The 19,108-nt window shown below is 65.7% G+C and carries 20 protein-coding genes and 1 other RNA gene; 12 read left to right on the top strand and 9 right to left on the bottom strand.

Annotated elements, in window-relative coordinates; genetic code table 11:
* Positions 1 to 38 precede the first annotated feature (38 nt).
* The 5 genes from ubiD to JZZ72_RS16105 all read left to right on the top strand — a co-directional run bounded on the left by ubiD (position 39) and on the right by JZZ72_RS16105 (position 4,635).
* Positions 39 to 1,505: a 4-hydroxy-3-polyprenylbenzoate decarboxylase gene (gene ubiD / locus JZZ72_RS16125; protein ID WP_054915496.1), complete on the top strand. Its 1,467-nt coding sequence runs from the start codon at positions 39 to 41 to the stop codon at positions 1,503 to 1,505.
* Positions 1,505 to 2,473, top strand: coding sequence for a CDP-6-deoxy-delta-3,4-glucoseen reductase (locus tag JZZ72_RS16120; protein ID WP_043863393.1), 969 nt, complete (start codon positions 1,505 to 1,507; stop codon positions 2,471 to 2,473). The genes ubiD and JZZ72_RS16120 overlap by 1 nt, the downstream gene beginning before the upstream one ends.
* A gap of 276 nt (positions 2,474 to 2,749) precedes the next feature.
* On the top strand, positions 2,750 to 3,400 hold the full coding sequence (locus JZZ72_RS16115; RefSeq protein ID WP_210014701.1) for a gamma-glutamylcyclotransferase: 651 nt from the start codon (positions 2,750 to 2,752) through the stop codon (positions 3,398 to 3,400).
* A 51-nt stretch (positions 3,401 to 3,451) separates the two neighbouring features.
* Positions 3,452 to 4,093, top strand: coding sequence for an energy transducer TonB (locus JZZ72_RS16110; protein WP_210014700.1), 642 nt, complete (start codon positions 3,452 to 3,454; stop codon positions 4,091 to 4,093).
* Positions 4,094 to 4,104: 11 nt separating this feature from the next.
* On the top strand, positions 4,105 to 4,635 hold the full coding sequence (locus JZZ72_RS16105; RefSeq protein WP_054915498.1) for a CbrC family protein: 531 nt from the start codon (positions 4,105 to 4,107) through the stop codon (positions 4,633 to 4,635).
* Positions 4,636 to 4,696: 61 nt separating this feature from the next.
* On the opposite strand, the gene JZZ72_RS16100 is transcribed toward JZZ72_RS16105, so the two are convergent.
* The gene (locus JZZ72_RS16100; RefSeq protein WP_210014699.1) at positions 4,697 to 5,674 is read right to left on the bottom strand and encodes an NADPH:quinone oxidoreductase family protein; all 978 of its coding nucleotides are present in this window, start codon (positions 5,672 to 5,674) and stop codon (positions 4,697 to 4,699) included.
* Between the two features lie 156 nt (positions 5,675 to 5,830).
* Between JZZ72_RS16100 and JZZ72_RS16095 the strand changes: the two genes are divergently transcribed.
* A complete protein-coding gene (locus JZZ72_RS16095) occupies positions 5,831 to 6,241 on the top strand; it encodes a flagellar basal body-associated protein FliL (RefSeq protein ID WP_054915500.1) in 411 nt (136 codons plus the stop codon).
* On the opposite strand, the gene JZZ72_RS16090 is transcribed toward JZZ72_RS16095, so the two are convergent.
* The 4 genes from JZZ72_RS16090 to JZZ72_RS16075 all read right to left on the bottom strand — a co-directional run bounded on the left by JZZ72_RS16090 (position 6,242) and on the right by JZZ72_RS16075 (position 11,593).
* A complete protein-coding gene (locus JZZ72_RS16090; RefSeq protein WP_043863399.1) occupies positions 6,242 to 7,351 on the bottom strand; it encodes an ABC transporter permease in 1,110 nt (369 codons plus the stop codon). It abuts the gene before it with no gap.
* Positions 7,351 to 10,086 (bottom strand): ribosome-associated ATPase/putative transporter RbbA, encoded by a 2,736-nt coding sequence (rbbA, locus tag JZZ72_RS16085; RefSeq protein WP_210014698.1) that lies wholly within the window; start codon positions 10,084 to 10,086, stop codon positions 7,351 to 7,353. Before rbbA ends, JZZ72_RS16090 begins: the two co-directional genes overlap by 1 nt.
* Positions 10,083 to 11,048, bottom strand: coding sequence for an HlyD family secretion protein (locus tag JZZ72_RS16080; protein WP_408004347.1), 966 nt, complete (start codon positions 11,046 to 11,048; stop codon positions 10,083 to 10,085). Before JZZ72_RS16080 ends, rbbA begins: the two co-directional genes overlap by 4 nt.
* A 95-nt stretch (positions 11,049 to 11,143) precedes the next feature.
* Positions 11,144 to 11,593 carry an EVE domain-containing protein gene (locus JZZ72_RS16075; protein ID WP_210014696.1) on the bottom strand — a complete coding sequence of 150 codons (450 nt, stop codon included), beginning with the start codon at positions 11,591 to 11,593 and terminating at the stop codon, positions 11,144 to 11,146.
* Positions 11,594 to 11,776: 183 nt separating this feature from the next.
* Between JZZ72_RS16075 and JZZ72_RS16070 the strand changes: the two genes are divergently transcribed.
* The gene (locus tag JZZ72_RS16070; RefSeq protein ID WP_167400226.1) at positions 11,777 to 11,926 is read left to right on the top strand and encodes a hypothetical protein; all 150 of its coding nucleotides are present in this window, start codon (positions 11,777 to 11,779) and stop codon (positions 11,924 to 11,926) included.
* Between the two features lie 17 nt (positions 11,927 to 11,943).
* On the opposite strand, the gene JZZ72_RS16065 is transcribed toward JZZ72_RS16070, so the two are convergent.
* The 4 genes from JZZ72_RS16065 to JZZ72_RS16050 form a co-directional block, all read right to left on the bottom strand.
* Positions 11,944 to 12,549 (bottom strand): 5-formyltetrahydrofolate cyclo-ligase, encoded by a 606-nt coding sequence (locus tag JZZ72_RS16065; protein WP_210014695.1) that lies wholly within the window; start codon positions 12,547 to 12,549, stop codon positions 11,944 to 11,946.
* Between the two features lie 86 nt (positions 12,550 to 12,635).
* A non-coding RNA gene (gene ssrS / locus JZZ72_RS16060) (6S RNA) lies at positions 12,636 to 12,813 on the bottom strand.
* A gap of 19 nt (positions 12,814 to 12,832) precedes the next feature.
* Positions 12,833 to 13,150, bottom strand: a complete 318-nt coding sequence (locus JZZ72_RS16055) for a cell division protein ZapA (protein WP_043863404.1) — start codon at positions 13,148 to 13,150, stop codon at positions 12,833 to 12,835.
* Positions 13,147 to 13,356 (bottom strand): TIGR02449 family protein, encoded by a 210-nt coding sequence (locus JZZ72_RS16050; protein WP_043863405.1) that lies wholly within the window; start codon positions 13,354 to 13,356, stop codon positions 13,147 to 13,149. The genes JZZ72_RS16055 and JZZ72_RS16050 overlap by 4 nt, the downstream gene beginning before the upstream one ends.
* Positions 13,357 to 13,509: 153 nt before the next feature.
* On the opposite strand from JZZ72_RS16050, the gene JZZ72_RS16045 reads away from it, so the two are divergent.
* The 5 genes from JZZ72_RS16045 (at position 13,510) to JZZ72_RS16025 (ending at position 18,979) form a co-directional block, all read left to right on the top strand.
* The gene (locus JZZ72_RS16045) at positions 13,510 to 14,064 is read left to right on the top strand and encodes a YecA/YgfB family protein (protein ID WP_043863406.1); all 555 of its coding nucleotides are present in this window, start codon (positions 13,510 to 13,512) and stop codon (positions 14,062 to 14,064) included.
* Positions 14,065 to 14,090: 26 nt separating this feature from the next.
* Positions 14,091 to 15,425 (top strand): Xaa-Pro aminopeptidase, encoded by a 1,335-nt coding sequence (gene pepP, locus JZZ72_RS16040; protein ID WP_043863469.1) that lies wholly within the window; start codon positions 14,091 to 14,093, stop codon positions 15,423 to 15,425.
* The gene (gene ubiH, locus JZZ72_RS16035; RefSeq protein WP_116052403.1) at positions 15,422 to 16,618 is read left to right on the top strand and encodes a 2-octaprenyl-6-methoxyphenyl hydroxylase; all 1,197 of its coding nucleotides are present in this window, start codon (positions 15,422 to 15,424) and stop codon (positions 16,616 to 16,618) included. Before pepP ends, ubiH begins: the two co-directional genes overlap by 4 nt.
* Positions 16,619 to 16,654: 36 nt before the next feature.
* The gene (locus JZZ72_RS16030) at positions 16,655 to 17,872 is read left to right on the top strand and encodes a 2-octaprenyl-3-methyl-6-methoxy-1,4-benzoquinol hydroxylase (RefSeq protein ID WP_167400227.1); all 1,218 of its coding nucleotides are present in this window, start codon (positions 16,655 to 16,657) and stop codon (positions 17,870 to 17,872) included.
* Positions 17,873 to 17,977: 105 nt separating this feature from the next.
* Positions 17,978 to 18,979, top strand: a complete 1,002-nt coding sequence (locus JZZ72_RS16025; protein ID WP_043863409.1) for an extracellular solute-binding protein — start codon at positions 17,978 to 17,980, stop codon at positions 18,977 to 18,979.
* The last annotated feature ends 129 nt before the right edge of the window (positions 18,980 to 19,108 follow it).

Below are 19,108 nucleotides of genomic sequence, written 5' to 3'. Positions count from 1 at the left end.
TTGCACCCCGACCGCTACGGCGAACACGAGGCTCCCGCATGCAGTATCGCGATTTGCGCGACTTTATCCGCGGCCTGGAACAGCGCGGCGAACTCAAGCGCATTCAGGTCCCCATCTCCCCGATCCTGGAAATGACCGAGGTCTGCGACCGCACCCTGCGTGCCAAGGGCCCGGCGTTGCTGTTCGAGAACCCTACCGGTTACGACATTCCGGTGCTGGGCAACCTGTTCGGCACCCCGGAGCGCGTGGCCATGGGCATGGGCGCCGAGTCGGTCAGCGAACTGCGCGAGATCGGCAAGCTGCTGGCCTTCCTCAAGGAGCCCGAGCCGCCCAAGGGGCTGAAGGACGCCTGGTCGAAGCTGCCGATCTTCAAGAAGGTCATCTCGATGGCGCCCAAGGTGGTCAAGGATGCGCCCTGCCACGACGTGGTGATCGAGGGGGACGACGTCGATCTTGGCGCGCTGCCGATCCAGCACTGCTGGCCGGGCGACGTGGCGCCGCTGATCACCTGGGGCCTGACCGTGACCCGAGGTCCGAACAAGGACCGCCAGAACCTGGGTATTTATCGCCAGCAGGTCATCGCCCGCAACAAGGTCATCATGCGCTGGTTGAGCCACCGTGGCGGCGCGCTGGACTATCGCGAGTGGTGCGAGAAGCACCCTGGCCAGCCGTTCCCGGTGGCCGTGGCACTGGGCGCCGACCCGGCGACCATCCTCGGCGCGGTGACCCCGGTGCCCGACAGCCTGTCCGAGTACGCCTTCGCCGGCCTGCTGCGCGGCAACCGTACCGAGCTGGTCAAGTGCCGCGGCAATGACCTGCAGGTGCCCGCCACCGCCGAGATCATCCTCGAAGGCGTGATCCACCCCGGCGAGATGGCGCCCGAAGGCCCGTATGGCGATCACACCGGCTACTACAACGAGGTCGACAGCTTCCCGGTGTTCACCGTGGAGCGCATCACCCACCGCACCAAGCCGATCTATCACAGCACCTACACCGGGCGTCCGCCTGACGAGCCGGCGATTCTGGGCGTGGCGCTGAACGAAGTGTTCGTGCCGATCCTGCAGAAGCAGTTCCCCGAGATCACCGACTTCTACCTGCCGCCTGAAGGCTGCTCGTACCGCATGGCGGTGGTCACCATGAAAAAACAGTACCCAGGGCACGCCAAGCGCGTGATGCTGGGGGTGTGGTCGTTCCTGCGCCAGTTCATGTACACCAAGTTCGTGATCGTCACCGACGACGACATCAACGCGCGGGACTGGAACGACGTGATCTGGGCCATCACCACGCGCATGGACCCCAAGCGCGATACCGTGATGATCGACAACACACCGATCGACTACCTGGACTTCGCCTCGCCGGTTTCCGGCCTGGGCTCGAAGATGGGCCTGGATGCCACCCACAAGTGGCCGGGCGAAACCACCCGCGAGTGGGGGCGTGTCATCGTCAAGGACGAGGCCGTCACCCGACGCATCGATGAGCTGTGGACACAGTTGGGAATAGACTGATGCAGGTTACCTTGCAGCCCTCCGGGGCGGTGCTGGCACTGAACCCTGGTGAGCGCATACTGGATGGGGCCCGTCGTCTGGGCTATGACTGCCCGCAGAGCTGCCGCAATGGCAATTGCCATGTGTGCGCGGCACTGCTGGTGGAAGGCCGTGTGCGCCAGGATGGCGAGGTGAAGGACCATGGCGAGCTGTACACCTGCATCGCCGAGCCGCTGGAGGATTGCGTGTTGCTGTGGGATGGCGTGTTGGCCCTGGGCGAGCTGCCGGTGCGCAAGCTGGCCTGCCAGTTGAGCGAATGTGTCGAGGTGGGCGGCGACGTGTGGCGCGTGCGTCTGCGCGCGCCGGCCGGCAAGCCGCCGCGCTACCATGCCGGGCAGTACCTGATGATCGAGCGCGAAGCTGGCGACAAGGCCGCGTTCTCGCTGGCCTCGGCGCCACACAGCGGGCGTGACCTGGAGTTGCACGTGCTGGCCCGCGAGAGCAGTGCACTGGAACTGATCGCACAGTTGCAGCGCAACCGCATGGCGCGGGTGGAGCTGCCGTTTGGCGACACGCACCTGGCCGAACTGCCGGACGGGCCGCTGGTACTGATTGCTGCCGGTACCGGCATGGCGCAGATGCACAGCCTGATCGAACATTGCCGGGCCAGCGGCTTCAAGCACCCGGTGCACCTGTACTGGGGAGTGCGCCGCCCGGAAGACTTCTATCAGATCGAGCACTGGGACGAGTGGGCAACGCTGCCCAACCTGTTCCTGCACAAAGTGGTGAGCGACCTGTGCGGCTGGGAGGGGCGCTGCGGGCTGCTGCACGAAGCCGTGTGCGAAGACATTGCCGACCTTGCGGGCGTGCACGTGTATGCCAGTGGCTCGCCCACCATGATCTACGCCACCCTCGATGCCCTGGTGGACGCTGGCATGGACGCACACCAGATGCGCGCCGATGTATTCGCTTATGCCCCGCGCGGCTAACTTAGGTAATAACGGCGCGTTGCAATAACGCGCCGATTCAAATAACCCGATTGTGCCTCGTTGGTTATAAGTGCTGGTCGCGTTAATTATTGCAAGCACCGCCAAAAACTATTACTACACTTGAAACAGCAGGCCTGAAAGCCCCGGTGCTGGGGGCTTTGTTTGCAACGGGGGCTTGTATTCGAGCGGCCATCTGCCGTACGGTCGATGTATTGTTAGTGCAATGACTTTACAGTGGGCTACTTCAGTAGTTCACGAGGAATTCTGGCGGCGATCATGTCGGCAATTGAAACTGCACCCTCGAGTTTGGCGTACCCTCCGGTGCTCGACTTCGGTCAGCAACTGACCCACGAGCAACTTCGACAATCGGTTGATCACACCATGTCCCGCCATGAGGGCGGCCCGGTCTGGCTGTTTGCCTATGGCTCGCTGATCTGGCGACCGGAATGCAGCGCGGCCGAGCGCCGGCGGGCACGCGTGCATGGCTATCATCGCGGCCTGTACCTGTGGTCCCACGAGCACCGCGGCACTCCGGAGTGCCCGGGGCTGGTGTTCGGTCTGGACCGTGGTGGCTCGTGCAGCGGCTTTGCCTATCGGCTGCCCGAAGAGCGCCTGGAGGATTCATTGCTGGCGCTGTGGCAGCGCGAGATGCCGTACCCGGCGTACCGTCCACACTGGCTCAACTGCCGTCTCGAGGACGGCAGCAAGGTGCAGGCACTGGGCTTCGTGCTGGAGCGGCACCTGCCGTGCTATGCCGGCAACCTGCCCGACACCTTGCTCAGCCATATCCTGGCCAGCGCCAAGGGTCGCTACGGCACCACCCGCGACTATGTCGAGCAGACCCTTTCGGCGCTGCGCACCCATGCCATGCCCGACCGCAACCTAGAGGCACGCTTCAAGCGTTGTCATTCGGCGGACAAGGCGTGAAGCCTGCGGTACCATCGCGCCCCTTATCAATGGACGTGTTGGGAATCAGGGATGAAACGCTGGTTTGGAATACTGTTGTGCTGGTGCTGCGCCGTGCAGGCCGAGCATGTGCCCACGTTCGCACAGCCCCCGGCCCCGGTGTACCCGAGGGCCATGAGGCTGGTGGGCCTGGAGGGCGCTGTGCGCATCGGCTACCAGGTCGATTCGCGCGATGGCTCGGTCAGCCATGTAACCGTCAAGCACAGTGATCATGCGTTGTTCAGTGCGTCTGCAGAAGCGGCCATCGCAAAGGTGCGGTTCGAACCCTGGACGGTGGCCGCGGGCGAGCCGGTGAAAACCGATGTGGTGCAGAGCCTGCTCTTTCGCATGGATGAGCAGTCCATGGCGATGACCCTGGATGCCCAGGCCGCGTTGCCGCAGCTGCAGTGCAAGCTGTTCAACTATTACCTGACCACCTACCGTCAGATCCGCTCGCATCAGCCGCTGTGGCAGATGGACAGCGTGGCCACGTCCATCGGCCTGCTGGCCAGGACGTCACCCGCATCGCCCACCCTGCTGCAGTTCAAGCAGGCGCAGCAGGCGTTCGAGGCAGCGCTGCCGTCTATCGAGCGGCGCTGCGCCGGGCAGCCCGACCTGATGTTCATCGACGCCTGGCCGCAGCAACTGCGTGACCTTGCGCTCAAGCAGCTGTGAGAAGGAATGCCATGACAACACCACTTCCGGTCTTTACCTATTACCCCGGCAAGGTTCATTACATCGTGGCCAGCAGCGAGGCTTGCGTGTGCTGCGGGCAGGCGCGTGGTTACCTGTATGACGGCACGCTGTACACCGCGCAGACACTCGAGGGCGATATCTGCCCGTGGTGCATCGCCGATGGTTCGGCGGCCAGGCGCTACGACGGCAGTTTCCATGATGTGTATGCGATGGGGGAGGCGGGCATAAAGCCTGAGGTGCTGGACGAGATCGCCTATCGCACGCCGGGCTATCCCACATGGCAGGACAGCCAGTGGATGCACCATTGCGGTGACGCCTGCGAGTTCCACGGGGACGCCAGCGCCGAGGACATCAGTGAGGCCACGCCGGCGACCCGGGAGCACTGGGCCGAGTACAACGGCATGACCGTGGAGGACTGGTCGTGGGCCGCGGTGGGGTATGCGCCGGGCGGGGATACCGGGTTCTACAAGTTCGTGTGCCGTGGGTGCAAGCAGGTGCTGCTGGCCTGGGACATGAGCTGACGTTCACGCCTCTATCGCGGGTCAAGTCCGCTCCCACAGGGCAGTGCGGGAGCGGGCTTGGCTATCGCACAGACACCACCAGCTTGCCCACCGCCTTGCGCTCCGCCAACTGCTCGATTGCAGCCCCGGCATCGGCCAGTGGGTAGGTCTGCGACACCAGCGGTTTCAGCTTGCCCTCGGCATGCCACGCAAACAGCTGCTTGAAGTTCGCGGCGTTATCCGCCGGCTGGCGCTGCGCGAACGCACCCCAGAATACCCCCAGTACCGCCGCGCCCTTGAGCAGCGTCAGGTTCACCGCCAACTGCGGGATCTGCCCGCTGGCGAACCCCACCACCAGCATCCGTCCGTTCCACGCCAGCCCGCGCACCGCCTGCTCGAACAGCTCGCCGCCCACCGGGTCGAAAACCACGTCCACGCCCTGGCCACCGGTCAAGCGCTTGATTTCCTCCTTGAGGCCGCTTTCGCTGTAGTTGATCAGCTCGTCGGCACCGGCAGCCTTGGCCACGGCCAGCTTGTCGGCGCTGCTGGCCGCTGCGATCACCCGCGCGCCCAGGGCCTTGCCGATCTCCACCGCCGCCAGCCCGACCCCGCCCGACGCGCCCAGCACCAGCAGGGTTTCCCCTGCTTGCAGCTGCCCGCGCTGGGTGAGCGCGTACATCGAGGTGCCGTAGGTCATGCCGAATGCGGCAGCCGTGGCGAAGTCCATGTGCGCCGGGATCGGCATCACGTTGTAGCCCGGCACCGCGATCTGCTCGGCAAAGCTGCCCCAGCCGGTCAGCGCCATCACCCGGTCGCCCACCTGCAACGGCCCGGCCTTTTCGCCCACCTCCAGCACTACCCCTGCTGCTTCGCCACCCGGCGAGAACGGCAGTGGCGGCTGGAACTGGTACTTGCCCTGGATGATCAGGGTGTCGGGGAAGTTGACCCCCGCCGCATGCACCTGCACCAGCACTTCATTGCGTTTGGGCACGGGGCTGGCGACCTCTTCGAGGACCAGGTCGCTGGCCGGACCATGGGCTTTGCACAACACGGCTTTCATCAGGGCTATTCCTTTGCGGGTGGTGGCCGATAAGTGTAGGTGGGCAGGGTGTCGGGTCAACGAGCATGCCCCGGCCTGATAAGCCGGCATAAGCCCGGGCTTGGGTTTGGCGAAGGCGCTGGGTATGCTGGCGCCAACTGTTTGAGGAGCGAATTGGTGAAAGCGTGGATCTTGATGGTACTGGCTCTGATGCTGCCAGCGGCGGCCATGGCCGAAGAAGCCAAGGACGGAGAGGGCGCGCCGAAGGTGTCGTACATCTCCCTGACCCCGCCACTGGTGGGCAACTATGCCCTTGATGGCGGCCCCAAGCTGCGCGTGTACAAGGCCGATGTGGCGTTGCGCGTGGACAACGATGTGGATGCGGCCGCGGTCAAGCACCACGAACCGCTGATCCGCAACCAGCTGGTGGCCCTGTTCACCCAGCAGAGCCTGGACGGCATGAGCAACGTCGAGGCCAAGGAACACCTTCGCCAGGAAGCCCTCAAGCAGGTGCAGCAGGTGCTCAACGGCGAAGAAGGCCGGCCGGTGGTGGCCGACCTGCTGTTCAACAACCTGATCGTGCAGTAGTCACGAAGCCAGGCTGCGGCGAAAGCGTGCCAGGGCGATCGCAAAGAACGCCAGGCCGATCGCCGCCAGCGCCAGCAGGTCCGGCCACACCACCGATGCGTCGGCGTCGCGGAACAGGATCGCGGCACCCAGGCTGACGAAGTGGGTGGAGGGTGACAGTTGCATCACCCACTGCAGCCATTGCGGCATGCTGTCCAGCGGCGTGCTGCCGCCCGACAGCAACAGCATCGGGATGATCACCGGGATCGCCAGCAAGCCGAACTGCGGGGTCGAGCGCGCCAGTGTGGCGAGGAAGATCCCCAGCGCGGTGCTGGCGAACAGGTACAGCGCGGTCACGCCCAGGAACAACCCCATGGAGCCGGCCAGCGGCACTCCCAATGCCCCCTTGACCACCACCTCCAGCGACACCCAGGTGCACAGCACCACCACCAGCGCGTTGCTGCCGATCTTGGCCAGCATGATTTCCAGTGCCGTCAGTGGCAGTACCAGCAGGTGGTCGAGGGTGCCATGCTCGCGTTCGCGCAGCAGCGCAGTGCCGGTCAGCACGATGGCCAGGATGGTGATGTTGTTGACGATCTGGATCACTGCCAGAAACCAGCCGCCCTCCAGGTTGGGGTTGAACAGCGCCCGTGGGCTCAGCAGCGCCGGGCTCTGCACGGCCTGCTTGGCGTAGTCGAGCAGCTCGCGTTCGAAGATCCGCCCGATGTAGCCGGCGCCCATGAACGCCTGGCTCATGGCGGTGGCGTCGACGTTCACCTGCAGTTCCGGGGTGCGCCCGGCCAGCAGGTCGCTCTGGAAGTTCACCGGGATATTGATCACGAAGGTGTACTGGCCGCTGTCCATGGCCTGGTCGAGCTGGTCGTAGGGCAGCGTCACCGCCGGCTGGAACTCCGGCGGTTGCAGCGCCTCGCCCAGCTTGCGTGAGACCAGGCTGTGGTCTTCGTCGACGATGGCCACGCTGGCGTTGTGCACGCCGATCACCGAGCCGGCGGCGGGCATGTAGATGGCCACGCTGAAGGCATACAGCAGAAACAGCAGCAGCACGCTGTCGTGGCGCAGGCTGGTCAGCTCCTTGAGACCGAGGCGGTAGATATGGGCCAGGCGCTGCATCAGACCTCCTGCTTTTTCAGCATGATCAGGCTCAGCCCGGTGAAGCCGGCGAAGAACCCGAACAGGGCCAGGCACTGCGGCCATAGTTCGCGCAGGTCCAGGGCCTTGGTGAAGGTGCCGACGGCAATGTCGAGGAAGTAGCCGGCCGGGAACAGCTGGCCCATCAGTGCTGCCGCGCCATCGAGAGAAGAGCGCGGCACGATCAGCCCGGAGAACTGGATAGTCGGCAGGCTGGTGATGATCATGGTGCCCAGGATCGCCGCGATCTGGGTGCGGGTGAATGCCGAGATCAGCAGCCCCAGGCTGGTGGTGGCCAGCAGGTACAGCACCCCGCCGCAGGCCAGGGCCAGCGCGCTGCCCTTGAAGGGCACGCCGAACAGCCAGCGGTTCATCGCCACCAGCAACGCCAGGTTGACCAGGCTCACCAGCAGGTACGGGGCCTGCTTGCCGAGCAGGAACTCCAGGCGCGTGAGCGGCGTGGCGTAGAAGTTGGTGATCGAGCCCAGCTCTTTTTCACGCACGATGCCCAGTGCCGTGAGCATCGCGGGAATGAACGCCAGGATCAGCGCCATCACCCCGGGGCCGATGGCGTTCACGCTGATCACGTCCTGGTTGTAGCGAAAGCGGGTTTCAAGCTTTACCGCTGCCTGGCCTGGCTGTGCGCGGCTGCTCAGCGCGGCGAGCTGTTCGAGGTTGGCCTGGTGCACGGCCTCCACATAGTTGCGGCTGGTTTCGGCGCGAAACGGCATGCCGCCATCGAGCCAGGCCGCCACCACCGGCTGGCGCCCGGCATTCAGGTCGCGGCCAAAGCCGGGGGGAATCTCCAGCGCCAGCTTGATTTCCGAGCGTTGCAGGCGCTTGTGCAGTTGCGCGGCGTCGCGGATCGGCGCCTGTTCGGCGAAGTAGCGCGAGCCGCGAAACGCTTCTAGGTACAGACGGCTTTGCGGGCTCTGGTCCTGGTCGTAGACCGCGAATGCCAGGTTCTCCACGTCCAGCGAAATGCCGTAGCCGAAGATCACCATCATGAACAGCGCACCGAGCAGGGCGAAGGCCAGGCGCACCCTGTCGCGCAGCAGCTCCTTGCCTTCGCGGGTGGCTACCGCGAACAGCCGCACGAAGCTGAAGCCGCTGCGGGGTGGCGGGCTGGCGGCCTCGGCGGTGGTGCTCACCGGTTGGGCCTCGGTCGGCGCCGGGCTGCTGTTCTGCGCCTGTTCCAGGCAGGTGACGAAGGCGTCTTCCAGGGTCTGGCCGCCGAACTGCTGTTGCAGCGCGGCCGGGGTATCGCAGGCCAGCACACGGCCGGCGTGCATCAGCGAGATGCGGTCGCAGCGCAGCGCCTCGTTCATGAAGTGGGTGGACAGGAAAATGGTCACGCCCTGCTCGCGGGACAGCTCGATCAGCAGGCGCCAGAAGTCGTCGCGTGCGGCCGGGTCGACGCCGGAGGTGGGTTCGTCGAGGATCAGCACTTCAGGCCGGTGCAGCACCGCCACGGCCAGCGACAGGCGCTGGCGCAGGCCCAGCGGCAGGGCGCCGGACTGCTGGTCGGCAATGTCGCCCAGGTCGAAGCGCTCGATCAGTTCGGCGATGCGCGGGGTGCTGTCGGCCTTGTTCAGGTCGAACAGGCGCGCGTGCAGCTCGAGGTTCTGACGCACGCTCAGTTCGCCATACAGCGAAAAGCTCTGCGACATGAAGCCGACGCGCTTGCGCGTGGCCAGGTCCTTGGCGTCGACCGGGCGGCCGAGCAGGGTGGCGCTGCCTTCGCTGGCCGGCATCAGGCCGGTGAGCACCTTCATGGTGGTGGTCTTGCCACAGCCGTTGGAGCCCAGGAAACCGAAGATCTCGCCACGGCCGATGGCGAAGCTGACCTTGTTCACTGCGGTGAAGTCGCCGAAGCGCAGGGTCAGTTCATGGGCCTCGATGGCGATGTCGCCGTCGTCGGCCGGGCGTGGCGGGATCACCAGCGGCGCCTGGGTGCGGCTGCGGTCATCCTGCTGCTGGCTCTGGTAGCAGGTGAAGGCGTCGTCCAGCTTGCCGCTGGCGGTGGCGCCGGCCAGCTCGCGGCTCAGCCCCTGGGCGATCAGGCGACCACGGTCGAGCATCAGACAGTGCTCGAACTGTTCGGCCTCTTCCATGTAGGCGGTGGCCACCAGCAGGGTCAGTTGCGGACGCTCGCCGCGCACCTGCTCCACCAGCTCCCAGAAGCGCCGGCGCGACAGCGGGTCGACGCCGGTGGTGGGCTCGTCGAGAATCAGCAGGTCGGGCTCGTGGATCAGTGCGCAGCACAGCCCGAGTTTCTGCTTCATGCCCCCGGAGAGCTTGCCTGCCGGGCGCTCGGCAAAGCGTTCCAGGTCGGTGGCCAGCAGCAGCGCGTGCATGCGCGTGTCGCACTCGGAACGGCTCAGGCCGAACAGCGTGGCGAAGAAGCGGATGTTCTCGCTGATCGACAGCTCGGGGTACAGGTTGCCGCCCAGGCCCTGGGGCATGAAGGCGATGCGCGGGTACAGGCTGTTGCGGTGGCGGCGCTGGCGGATCGAGCCGTCCAGCACCTGCAACTCGCCCTGTTGCAGCTTCTTGACCCCGGCAATCAGCCCCAGCAGGCTCGACTTGCCCGCACCGTCCGGGCCGATCAGGCCGCAGCGGGTGCCTGCCGGCAGTTCAAAGCAGATGTTTTGCAGGGCCTCGAGGGAGCCGTAGCGGTGGCTGATGCCACGCGCCTGCAGCGCCAGGGCCGTCATTGCAGGTTGGCCGGCCAGTCCACGGGGGCGCTACGCACATAGCCGGCGCCGGGCATGCCCGACTTGGCCTGGGGCACCGCGCTGGGCTCGGTCAGGCGCAGCTTGACGCGAAACACCAGCTTCTGGCGTTCGTCACGGGTTTCCACCTGCTTGGGGGTGAACTGCGCCTTGGCTGCCACGAAGCTGATCTTGGCCGGCAGCGCGCGGTCGGGCAGGGCATCGAGCACGATGCGCGCCTGGTCGCCCACGGTCAGTTTGCCGGTGGTGGAGGCGGGCAGATAGAGGTTCATGTACTGGTCGCTGGGGTCGATCAGCAGCAGTACGCGCCCGCCGGCCCCGAGCACTTCGCCCGGTTCGGCCAGGCGCAGCTGGATCACGCCATCGATGGGCGCGCGCAGGCTGCTGTCGTCGATTTCGCTGGTGAGCTGGGCCACCTGGGCCTCGGCGGCACCGATGGCGGCCTTGATTGCCGCGAGTTGCGCTCGCGCTGCCACCACGGCTGAATTGCTGGTGTCGTAGCGGGCCTGCTGCTGGTCGAGCAATTGCTGGCTGGAGTACTTGCGCTGGAACAGTTCGCGCACGCGCTTGAGTTCCTGGCTGGCCAGCAGCTGTTCGCTCTGGCGCAGCTGCACGGTGGCCTGGGCGGCCGCGTAGTTCTCGCGGGCACGCAGCACTTCGGCTTCGGCCTGGTTGCGCTGGGCCTCCATGGTGCGGGTGTCGATGCGCGCCAGCAGTTGGCCCTTGTGCACCACGTCGCCCTCGTCGGCCAGCACTTCGGCCAGGCGCCCCGGCACTTTGGTGGCGATCTGCACCTCGGTGGCCTCAAGGCGACCGTTGCCCATGCTCAGGCCTTCGGGCAGACGGTCGTGCATGGACTTCCAGTAGCCCAGGCCGCCGGCTGCCACCAGCAGCGCAATCAGCGCGCCGGCAAAGAGTTTGGGGGTGTGTTGGCTCATCGACATGCACCTGCATCCTGCTGCGTTTGACGTCAGAGTCTGACGTTTTGCCTACCGTGGCGGGTTGATACGTATCAAACGAGTGGGCATCTTACGCGAAATTAACGTAGTGCGAGCACCGCGGCCCATTGTTCGTCCGTCACCGGCATCACCGACAGGCGGCTGCCCTTCTGTACCAGTGGCAGTTCGGCCAGTGCCGCCTGTTGCTTGAGGTAGCCAAGGCCCAGCACCTTGCGCATGGTTTCCACATGCTCCACGTCCACTGCGCTCCACGGGTTCTGCTCGGCGCTGGCCTTGGCGTCGAAGTAGTGGCTCTCGGGGTCCAGTGCGGTGGGGTCGGGGTAGGCGGCGGTGGTGATGCGGGCAATACCGGCGATGCCGGGCTCGGGGCAGCTGGAGTGGTAGAAGAAGAACAGGTCGCCCACCGCCATGGCGCGCATGAAGTTGCGCGCCTGGTAGTTGCGCACCCCGTCCCAGCGCGCCTGGCCGAGGCGGGCGAGGTCTTCGATCGAGAGCTCGTCGGGCTCGGATTTCATCAGCCAGTAGGCCATCGTTGACGCTCCAGACAAAGTTTGAAATAACCTGTTGCATGAAACCGACAGCCGGTTGGCGTCAACGTTTGCGTGTGGCACCAGGTTGTCGGAGAATGCGCGCATTTTAAGCTTGACGCTGCTGCACGGCATAATAAAAACCGTTGCTGTCATCGTGATGAGTTTGCCTGAGGGGGGCAATCGATGAATCGCAAACCGGATTTGCTCTGGGTGCTCGTTTTTCTGTTTGGCCTGGGTGTGGTCACCACCGGCTATGCACAAAGCCTATGGGAACAGAAACTCGAAACAGCCGCCTACGAGATGCCGGCCGCCCCGACCCCCGTCAAGCGTTGAGCCTTGCGGCGCCCGTTTCAGGGTGCCAGGTACCACCCCCTGTCCGATACCGTGCCCTGCAGCGGCACGTCCCAACTGGCCTGGGCCAGTCGTTCCACTTTCTGGCATTCGTGCGCCAGCCCCAGCAGCAGGGGTTTCTTCCAGGCCTTGCGCCGCCCCTGGTACGCCAGGCTGCGGTCATAGAACCCGCCGCCCATGCCCAGTCGCCCACCCGTCTCGTCGAAACCCACCAGCGGCAGCAGGATCAGGTCCAGTGCCCAGGTGGGTCGCTGGCGTGTGAGATTGATGCGTGGTTCGGGGATGCGGAAGCGGTTGGGGCGCAGTTTTTCACCGTGCTCGAAGCGCTGGAAGGCCATGCGGGTTCTGGGCCAGGCGTGCAGCACCGGCAGGTAGGTATGCTTGCCTCGACGTTGAGCTTCGCGCAGCAGCAGGCGCGGGTCGATCTCGCTGTCGTTGGGCAGGTACAGGGCAATGTGCCGGGCACGACGAAACAGCGGGTGCTGCGCCAGTTGCCGGTACAGGCCGCGCGCGGCACGGCGCTGTTCGGCCGGGCTGAGGGCACGGCGGGCATCACGGAGCAGACGACGAAGTTGGGGGCGGGTAAGCGGCGCGGTGTCGGTCATGGCACGGGCGGTCCCTGGGGCGACTGCCACGCAGGGGTGGCAGTGCATGTGCGTGCGCCGCTGGGTGGGCGCAGGCTGGAGAATTCAGGCTCCCCGACGAACCGCTGTCGGTGTAGCCCTTGAACCCGAAAGTTCAAGGTGGAGATTACAGGAGGCGTTAAGGCTTTCCGTCAAGCGGACATGCACACCGGCCCCACGTGCAACCCCCGTGGTTGTGCGTATCGGCTCAGGGACATGACCGACTGGCAAGCACTCCAGGGAGTGGTCGGAGTATACCCGAAACTCAGGCCGGTTTTGAACCCGCGTCGTCGGCCAATGCCTGATCGACACGTTCGAGCAGGTCGCGCACCTGTTCACGGGTGGCACCGCCGGTGGGCGCCTGCGGGCGCTCCTGATTGTGCAGCAGGTCGTGGGTGATGTTCAGCGCCGCCATCACCGCGATACGGTCGGCGCCGATCACCTTGCCGCTGCTGCGGATCTCGCGCATCTTGCTGTCCAGGTAGCGCGCTGCGCTGACCAGGTTGCTGCGCTCTTCCGGCGGGCAGATGATCGAATACTCCTTGTCGAGGATCTGAACGGTGACGCTATTGCTTGAACTCATGAGTCTTGCTCCAGGGCCTTGAGCCGCGAAATCATCGATTCGACCTTACGCCGGGCGATCTCGTTTTTTTCGATGAGGTGGGCGCGCTCCTCGCGCCAGGATTTTTCCTGAGCTAATAGGAGTGCATTTTGCCGCTTTAGTTGCTCGACACGTTCGATCAACAGCTCGAATCGGCCCATCAGCGCTTGCAGGTCGTTCTCTGGCATGACGTGCCACTCGCTTTTGTCAGACGGGTCTTACCCGCTCATTAAGTTCCGGCATGCCCCGAATTGGCGGCGTCGATGGTCTTGGCGCGCCTGCCGGTGCTAGGATACAAGGCCTTCATTCTAGTCATTGCGCCGTCTGGCGCCTAGCTGCCCATGCCCATTACGAATTCGCCATACACCGCTTTTGCCACCTTGCTCACCAGCAACGGTCACCCTGTTTCGCCTGCCGAGCTTCACGGCTTGTTGCTCGGGCGCAGCTGCGCCGGCGCCGGCTTCGATGCCGACGGCTGGTTGGCCGATGCGGCCCACCTGCTGGAAGTCGATCCTGTAGACAATGTTCGTAACGCTTTGATCGGCCTGCAGGAGATGGTCAAGGGCGAACTCACCGGTGAAGAAGTCACCGTCGTGCTGTTGCTGCCCACCGACGATGCCCCGCTGACCGAGCGTGCCATCGCCCTGGGCGAGTGGTGCAAAGGCTTCCTGTACGGCTTCGGCCTCAACTCGGCAGGCCTGAGCCTGAGTGCCGAAGCCAAGGAAGTGCTGGGTGACCTGGACGCCATTTCCCAGGTCCAGGATGCACTGGAAGAATCCGAAGACGGCGAAAGCGACTATATGGAAGTGATGGAGTACCTGCGCGTCGCACCGATGCTGCTGTTCTCCGAGCTGGCCAAGCCACAGGCGCCTGCGCCCAAGCCTTCCTTGCACTAAATGCCGAACAGGGGTTCCTCGTGCCAATAGCCCATATCCCCAAAGCGGAGTATGCCCGTCGTCGCAAGGCGCTGATGGCGCAGATGGAACCCAACAGCATCGCCATCCTGCCCGCGGCCGCGGTGGCCATTCGCAACCGCGACGTGGAGCATGTGTACCGCCAGGACAGCGACTTCCAGTACCTCAGCGGCTTCCCGGAGCCCGAGGCGGTGATTGCGCTGATCCCCGGCCGCGAGCACGGTGAGTACGTGCTGTTCTGCCGCGAGCGCAACCCCGAGCGCGAGCTGTGGGACGGCCTGCGCGCCGGCCAGGAAGGCGCGATACGCGAATACGGCGCGGACGATGCGTTCCCCATCACCGACATCGACGACATCCTGCCGGGCCTGATCGAAGGCCGCGACCGGGTGTACTCGGCCATGGGCAGCCACCCCGAATTCGACCGCCACCTGATGGAGTGGATCAACGTGATCCGCTCCAAGGCCAACCTCGGCGCCCAGCCACCGAACGAGTTCGTTGCGCTGGATCATCTGCTGCACGACATGCGCCTGTATAAATCGGCCACGGAAGTGAAGGTGATGCGCGAGGCCGCGGCGATTTCGGCACGCGCCCATGTGCGGGCCATGCAGGCCTGCCGCGCCGGGTTGCACGAATACAGCCTGGAGGCCGAGCTGGACTACGAGTTCCGCAAGGGCGGGGCGAAGATGCCGGCCTACGGCTCGATCGTGGCATCGGGTCGCAACGCCTGCATCCTGCATTACCAGCAGAACGACGCGCTGCTCAAGGACGGCGACCTGGTCCTGATCGACGCTGGGTGCGAGATCGACTGCTACGCCAGCGACATCACCCGCACCTTCCCGGTCAGCGGGCGCTTCTCGCCGGAGCAGAAAGCGATCTACGAGCTGGTGCTCAAGGCCCAGGCTGCAGCCTTTGCCGCGATTGCACCGGGCAAGCACTGGAACCATGCCCACGAGGCCACCGTGCAGGTGATCACCGAAGGGCTGGTGGAGCTGGGGCTGCTCAAGGGCGACGTGCCGGCGCTGATCGAGGCCGAGGCCCATCGCGCCTTCTACATGCACCGCGCCGGTCACTGGCTGGGGCTGGATGTGCACGACGTCGGCGAGTACAAGGTCGCCGACCAGTGGCGCGTGCTGGAGCCGGGCATGGCCCTGACGGTGGAGCCGGGCATCTACATTGCTGCCGACAACCAGAGCGTCGCGAAGAAGTGGCGCGGTATCGGCGTACGAATCGAGGACGACGTAGTGGTGACCAAGCAGGGCTGTGAAATCCTGACCTCCGGCGTACCGCGCACGGTGGCCGAAATCGAAGCATTGATGGCGGCTGCACGCAGCCACGCCGCATGAGCCGGGTCAACCTTGCCATCATCGGTGGCGGCCTGGTCGGTGCCAGCCTGGCGCTGGCCCTGCAGGCCGGGGCCAGGGCGCGTGGCTGGAAGATCCTGCTGATCGAGCCGTTCGCCCCCGGCGACAGCTTCCAGCCCAGTTACGACGCACGTTCCTCGGCGCTTTCCTACGGTACCCGGCAGATCTACGAGCGTCTGGGCCTGTGGCAGCCGATCAGCCGCCGCGCCGAACCGATCCGCCAGATCCAGGTGTCCGACCGTGGCCGCTTTGGCGCCACCCGCCTGGACGCCCTGGAAGAAGGCGTGCCGGCACTCGGCTACGTGGTCGAGAACGCCTGGCTCGGCCAGTGCCTGTGGCAGGGGCTGGATGCCGAGGTGGTGACTTGGCGCTGCCCGGCGCAGGTCAGCGCGATGCAGCCGCTGGCCGACGGCTACCGCCTGACACTGGATGACGACACCACGGTGGACTGCGACCTGGCGGTACTGGCCGACGGCGGGCGTTCCGGGCTGCGCGAGCAGTTGGGCATCCACGTCAGCCAGCGCCCGTACAACCAGAGTGCGCTGATCGCCAACATCACCCCGAGCGAGGCCCATTGCGGGCAGGCGTTCGAACGCTTCACCGATGACGGCCCGATGGCCTTGCTGCCGCTGCCGGAAAACCGCTGCGCGCTGGTCTGGACCCGTGCCGGAATGGATGCCAGACGGCTGGCCGAGATAGACGAACGAGCCTTCCTGGCCGAGCTGCAAGGCGTGTTCGGCTACCGTCTGGGCACCTTGCGCCAGGTGGGCGCGCGTCACCTCTACCCGCTGTCGCTGGTCGAGGCCCAGGAGCAGGTGCGCTCGCACCTGGTGGTGCTGGGCAACGCCGCGCACAGCCTGCACCCGATTGCCGGGCAGGGTTTCAACCTGTCGCTGCGCGACGTGCAGTCGCTGGCCGACGGTCTGCTGGCCGGGCCTGAAGTACCGGGCGACCTGGCGACCCTGCAGGCCTACCGCGAGCGCCAGCGCCTGGACCAGGACCTGACCGTGGGCTTCTCCGACAAGGTCACGCGGCTGTTCGGCAGCGGCCAGCCGTTGCTCGCCACCGGGCGCAACCTGGGCCTGCTGGGCCTGGACCTGCTGCCCCCGGCCAAGCGCTGGTTCGCCCGCCAGGCCATGGGCCTGGGTACACGCCCGGACCAGCCTGGCCAATGACCCCTTCTTCTCTTTATCGGGCTTGAAAGCATGGAAATGCGCGCAGATCTGTTGATTGTCGGTGCCGGAATGGTCGGTAGCGCCCTGGCCCTGGCCTTGCAGCACAGTGGCCTGGACATCCTGCTGCTCGACGGCAGCCCCCTGACGGTCAAGCCGTTCGATGCACAGGCGCCCTTCGAGCCGCGAGTCAGCGCGCTGTCGATGGCCAGCCAGCGCATCCTCGAGCGCGTGGGCGCCTGGCAGCACATACGCGAGCGGCGCCTGAGCCCGTATTCGGACATGCACGTGTGGGACGGCAGCGGCACCGGGCAGATCCACTTTTCGGCCGCCAGCGTGCACGCCGAGGTGCTCGGCCACATCGTCGAGAACCGCGTGGTGCAGGACGGTCTGCTGCAGCGCCTGCACGACAGCGAGATCGGCCTGCTGGCCAACGCCCGCCTGGAGCAGATGCGCCGCAGTGGCGACGACTGGCTGCTGACCCTGGCCGATGGCCGCACCCTGCGCGCGCCGCTGGTGATTGCGGCTGACGGAGCCAACTCGGCGGTGCGCCGCCTGACCGGCTGCCAAACCCGTGAGTGGGACTACCTGCACCACGCCATCGTGACCAGCGTACGCTGTGCCGAGCCGCACCAGGCCACGGCCTGGCAGCGCTTCACCGATGACGGCCCGCTGGCGTTTCTGCCACTGCTGCGCGACGGCCAGCAGCACTGGTGCTCCATCGTGTGGTCGACCACGCCTGCGCAGGCCGAGCGCCTCATGGCCCTGCCGGACGAAGCCTTCTGCGCCGAGCTGGAGCGGGCCTTCGAGGGCCGCCTGGGCACGGTGCTGGCGGCCGACCCACGGCTGTGCGTACCGCTGCGCCAGCGCCATGCCAAGCGCTACGTGGCCGAGGGCCTGGCGTTGATCGGCGATGCGGCCCACACCATTCACCCGCTGGCCGGGCAGGGCGTGAACCTTGGCTTTCTGGATGCGGCGGTGCTGGCCGAAGTGCTGCAGCATGCCCATGAGCGCGGCGAGCGCCTGGCCGACGTGCGCGTGCTGAGCCGCTACGAACGACGGCGCATGCCGCACAACCTGGCCTTGATGGCCGCAATGGAGGGCTTCGAGCGCCTGTTCCAGGCCGACCCGCTGCCGCTGCGCTGGCTGCGCAACAGTGGCCTGAAGTGGGTGGAGCAACTGCCGGAGGCTAAGGCGCTGTTCGTGCGCCAGGCGCTGGGGCTGAGCGGCGACCTGCCGGAGCTGGCACGGGCCTGAGGCGGCACCGCAACATCTGGTAACTCCTCCCTTGGCAGTTCGGTTGAGAAGGCAAATGGCATTCACTACCATTTGCGCCTCTCCCGCATTCCGAGGACCGCCTTCATGTTGCCACGCAAGCATCTACTCGCCGCCCTGGCGCTCACCCTGCTGGGCGGTACCGCACAGGCGGCGGACGAGGTGGTGGTGTATTCCTCGCGCATCGACGAGCTGATCAAGCCGGTATTCGATGCCTACACCAAGGAAACCGGGGTCAAGGTCAAGTTCATCACCGACAAGGAAGCGCCGTTGATGCAGCGCATCAAGGCCGAGGGCAGCAACGCCACCGCCGACCTGCTGCTGACCGTGGATGCCGGCAACCTCTGGCAGGCCGAGCAGATGGGTATCCTGCAGCCGATCAAGTCGGCCGTGATCGACGCCAACATTCCCCCGCAGTATCGCGCTTCGTCCCATGACTGGACCGGCCTGAGCCTGCGCGCACGGACCATTGCCTACGCCACCGACCGGGTCAAGCCCGAGGAGCTGAGCACCTACGAGGCGCTGGCCGGCAAGGAATGGGAAGGGCGCTTGTGCCTGCGTACCGCCAAGAAGGTCTACAACCAGTCGCTGACCGCGACCCTGATCGAAACCCACGGCGCCGAGAAGACCGAAGAGATCCTCAAGGGCTGGGTGAACAACCTGTCCACCGACGTGTTCTCGGATGACGTGGCAGTGCTCAAGGCCATCGAGGCCGGGCAGTGCGACGTGGGCATCGTCAATACCTACTACTATGGCCGCCTGCACAAGGAGCAGCCGCAACTGCCGATCAAGCTGTTCTGGCCCAACCAGGCCGACCGTGGCGTGCACGTCAACCTGTCGGGCATCGGCTTGACCCGGCACGCGCCGCACAAGGAGGCCGCGATCAAGCTGGTGGAGTGGATGACCGGGCCGCAGGCGCAGAAGATCTTCGCCGATGTGAACCAGGAGTTCCCGGCCAACCCCAAGGTCGAACCTTCGGCAGAAGTGGCGGCGTGGGGCAAGTTCAAGGCCGACAGCCTGCCGGTGGAAGTGGCGGGCAAGCGTCAGGCTGAAGCGATTCGCCTGATGGATCGGGCTGGCTGGAACTGAGCGCAAGACCTTATCCTTGCGGGGCCCTCCAGGGCCCCTTCGCCGGCAATGCCGGCTCCTACAGGTAATGCGCGACCCCTGTAGGAGCCGGCGTTGCCGGCGAATCTCACATTCGCTAGAGATCTCCCC

This window comes from Pseudomonas palmensis (assembly GCF_017848315.1).
Taxonomy (GTDB): Bacteria; Pseudomonadota; Gammaproteobacteria; order Pseudomonadales; family Pseudomonadaceae; genus Aquipseudomonas; species Aquipseudomonas palmensis.
The sequence above is the reverse complement of the archived record's forward strand: the minus strand, read 5'-3'. Positions and strand labels throughout refer to the sequence as shown.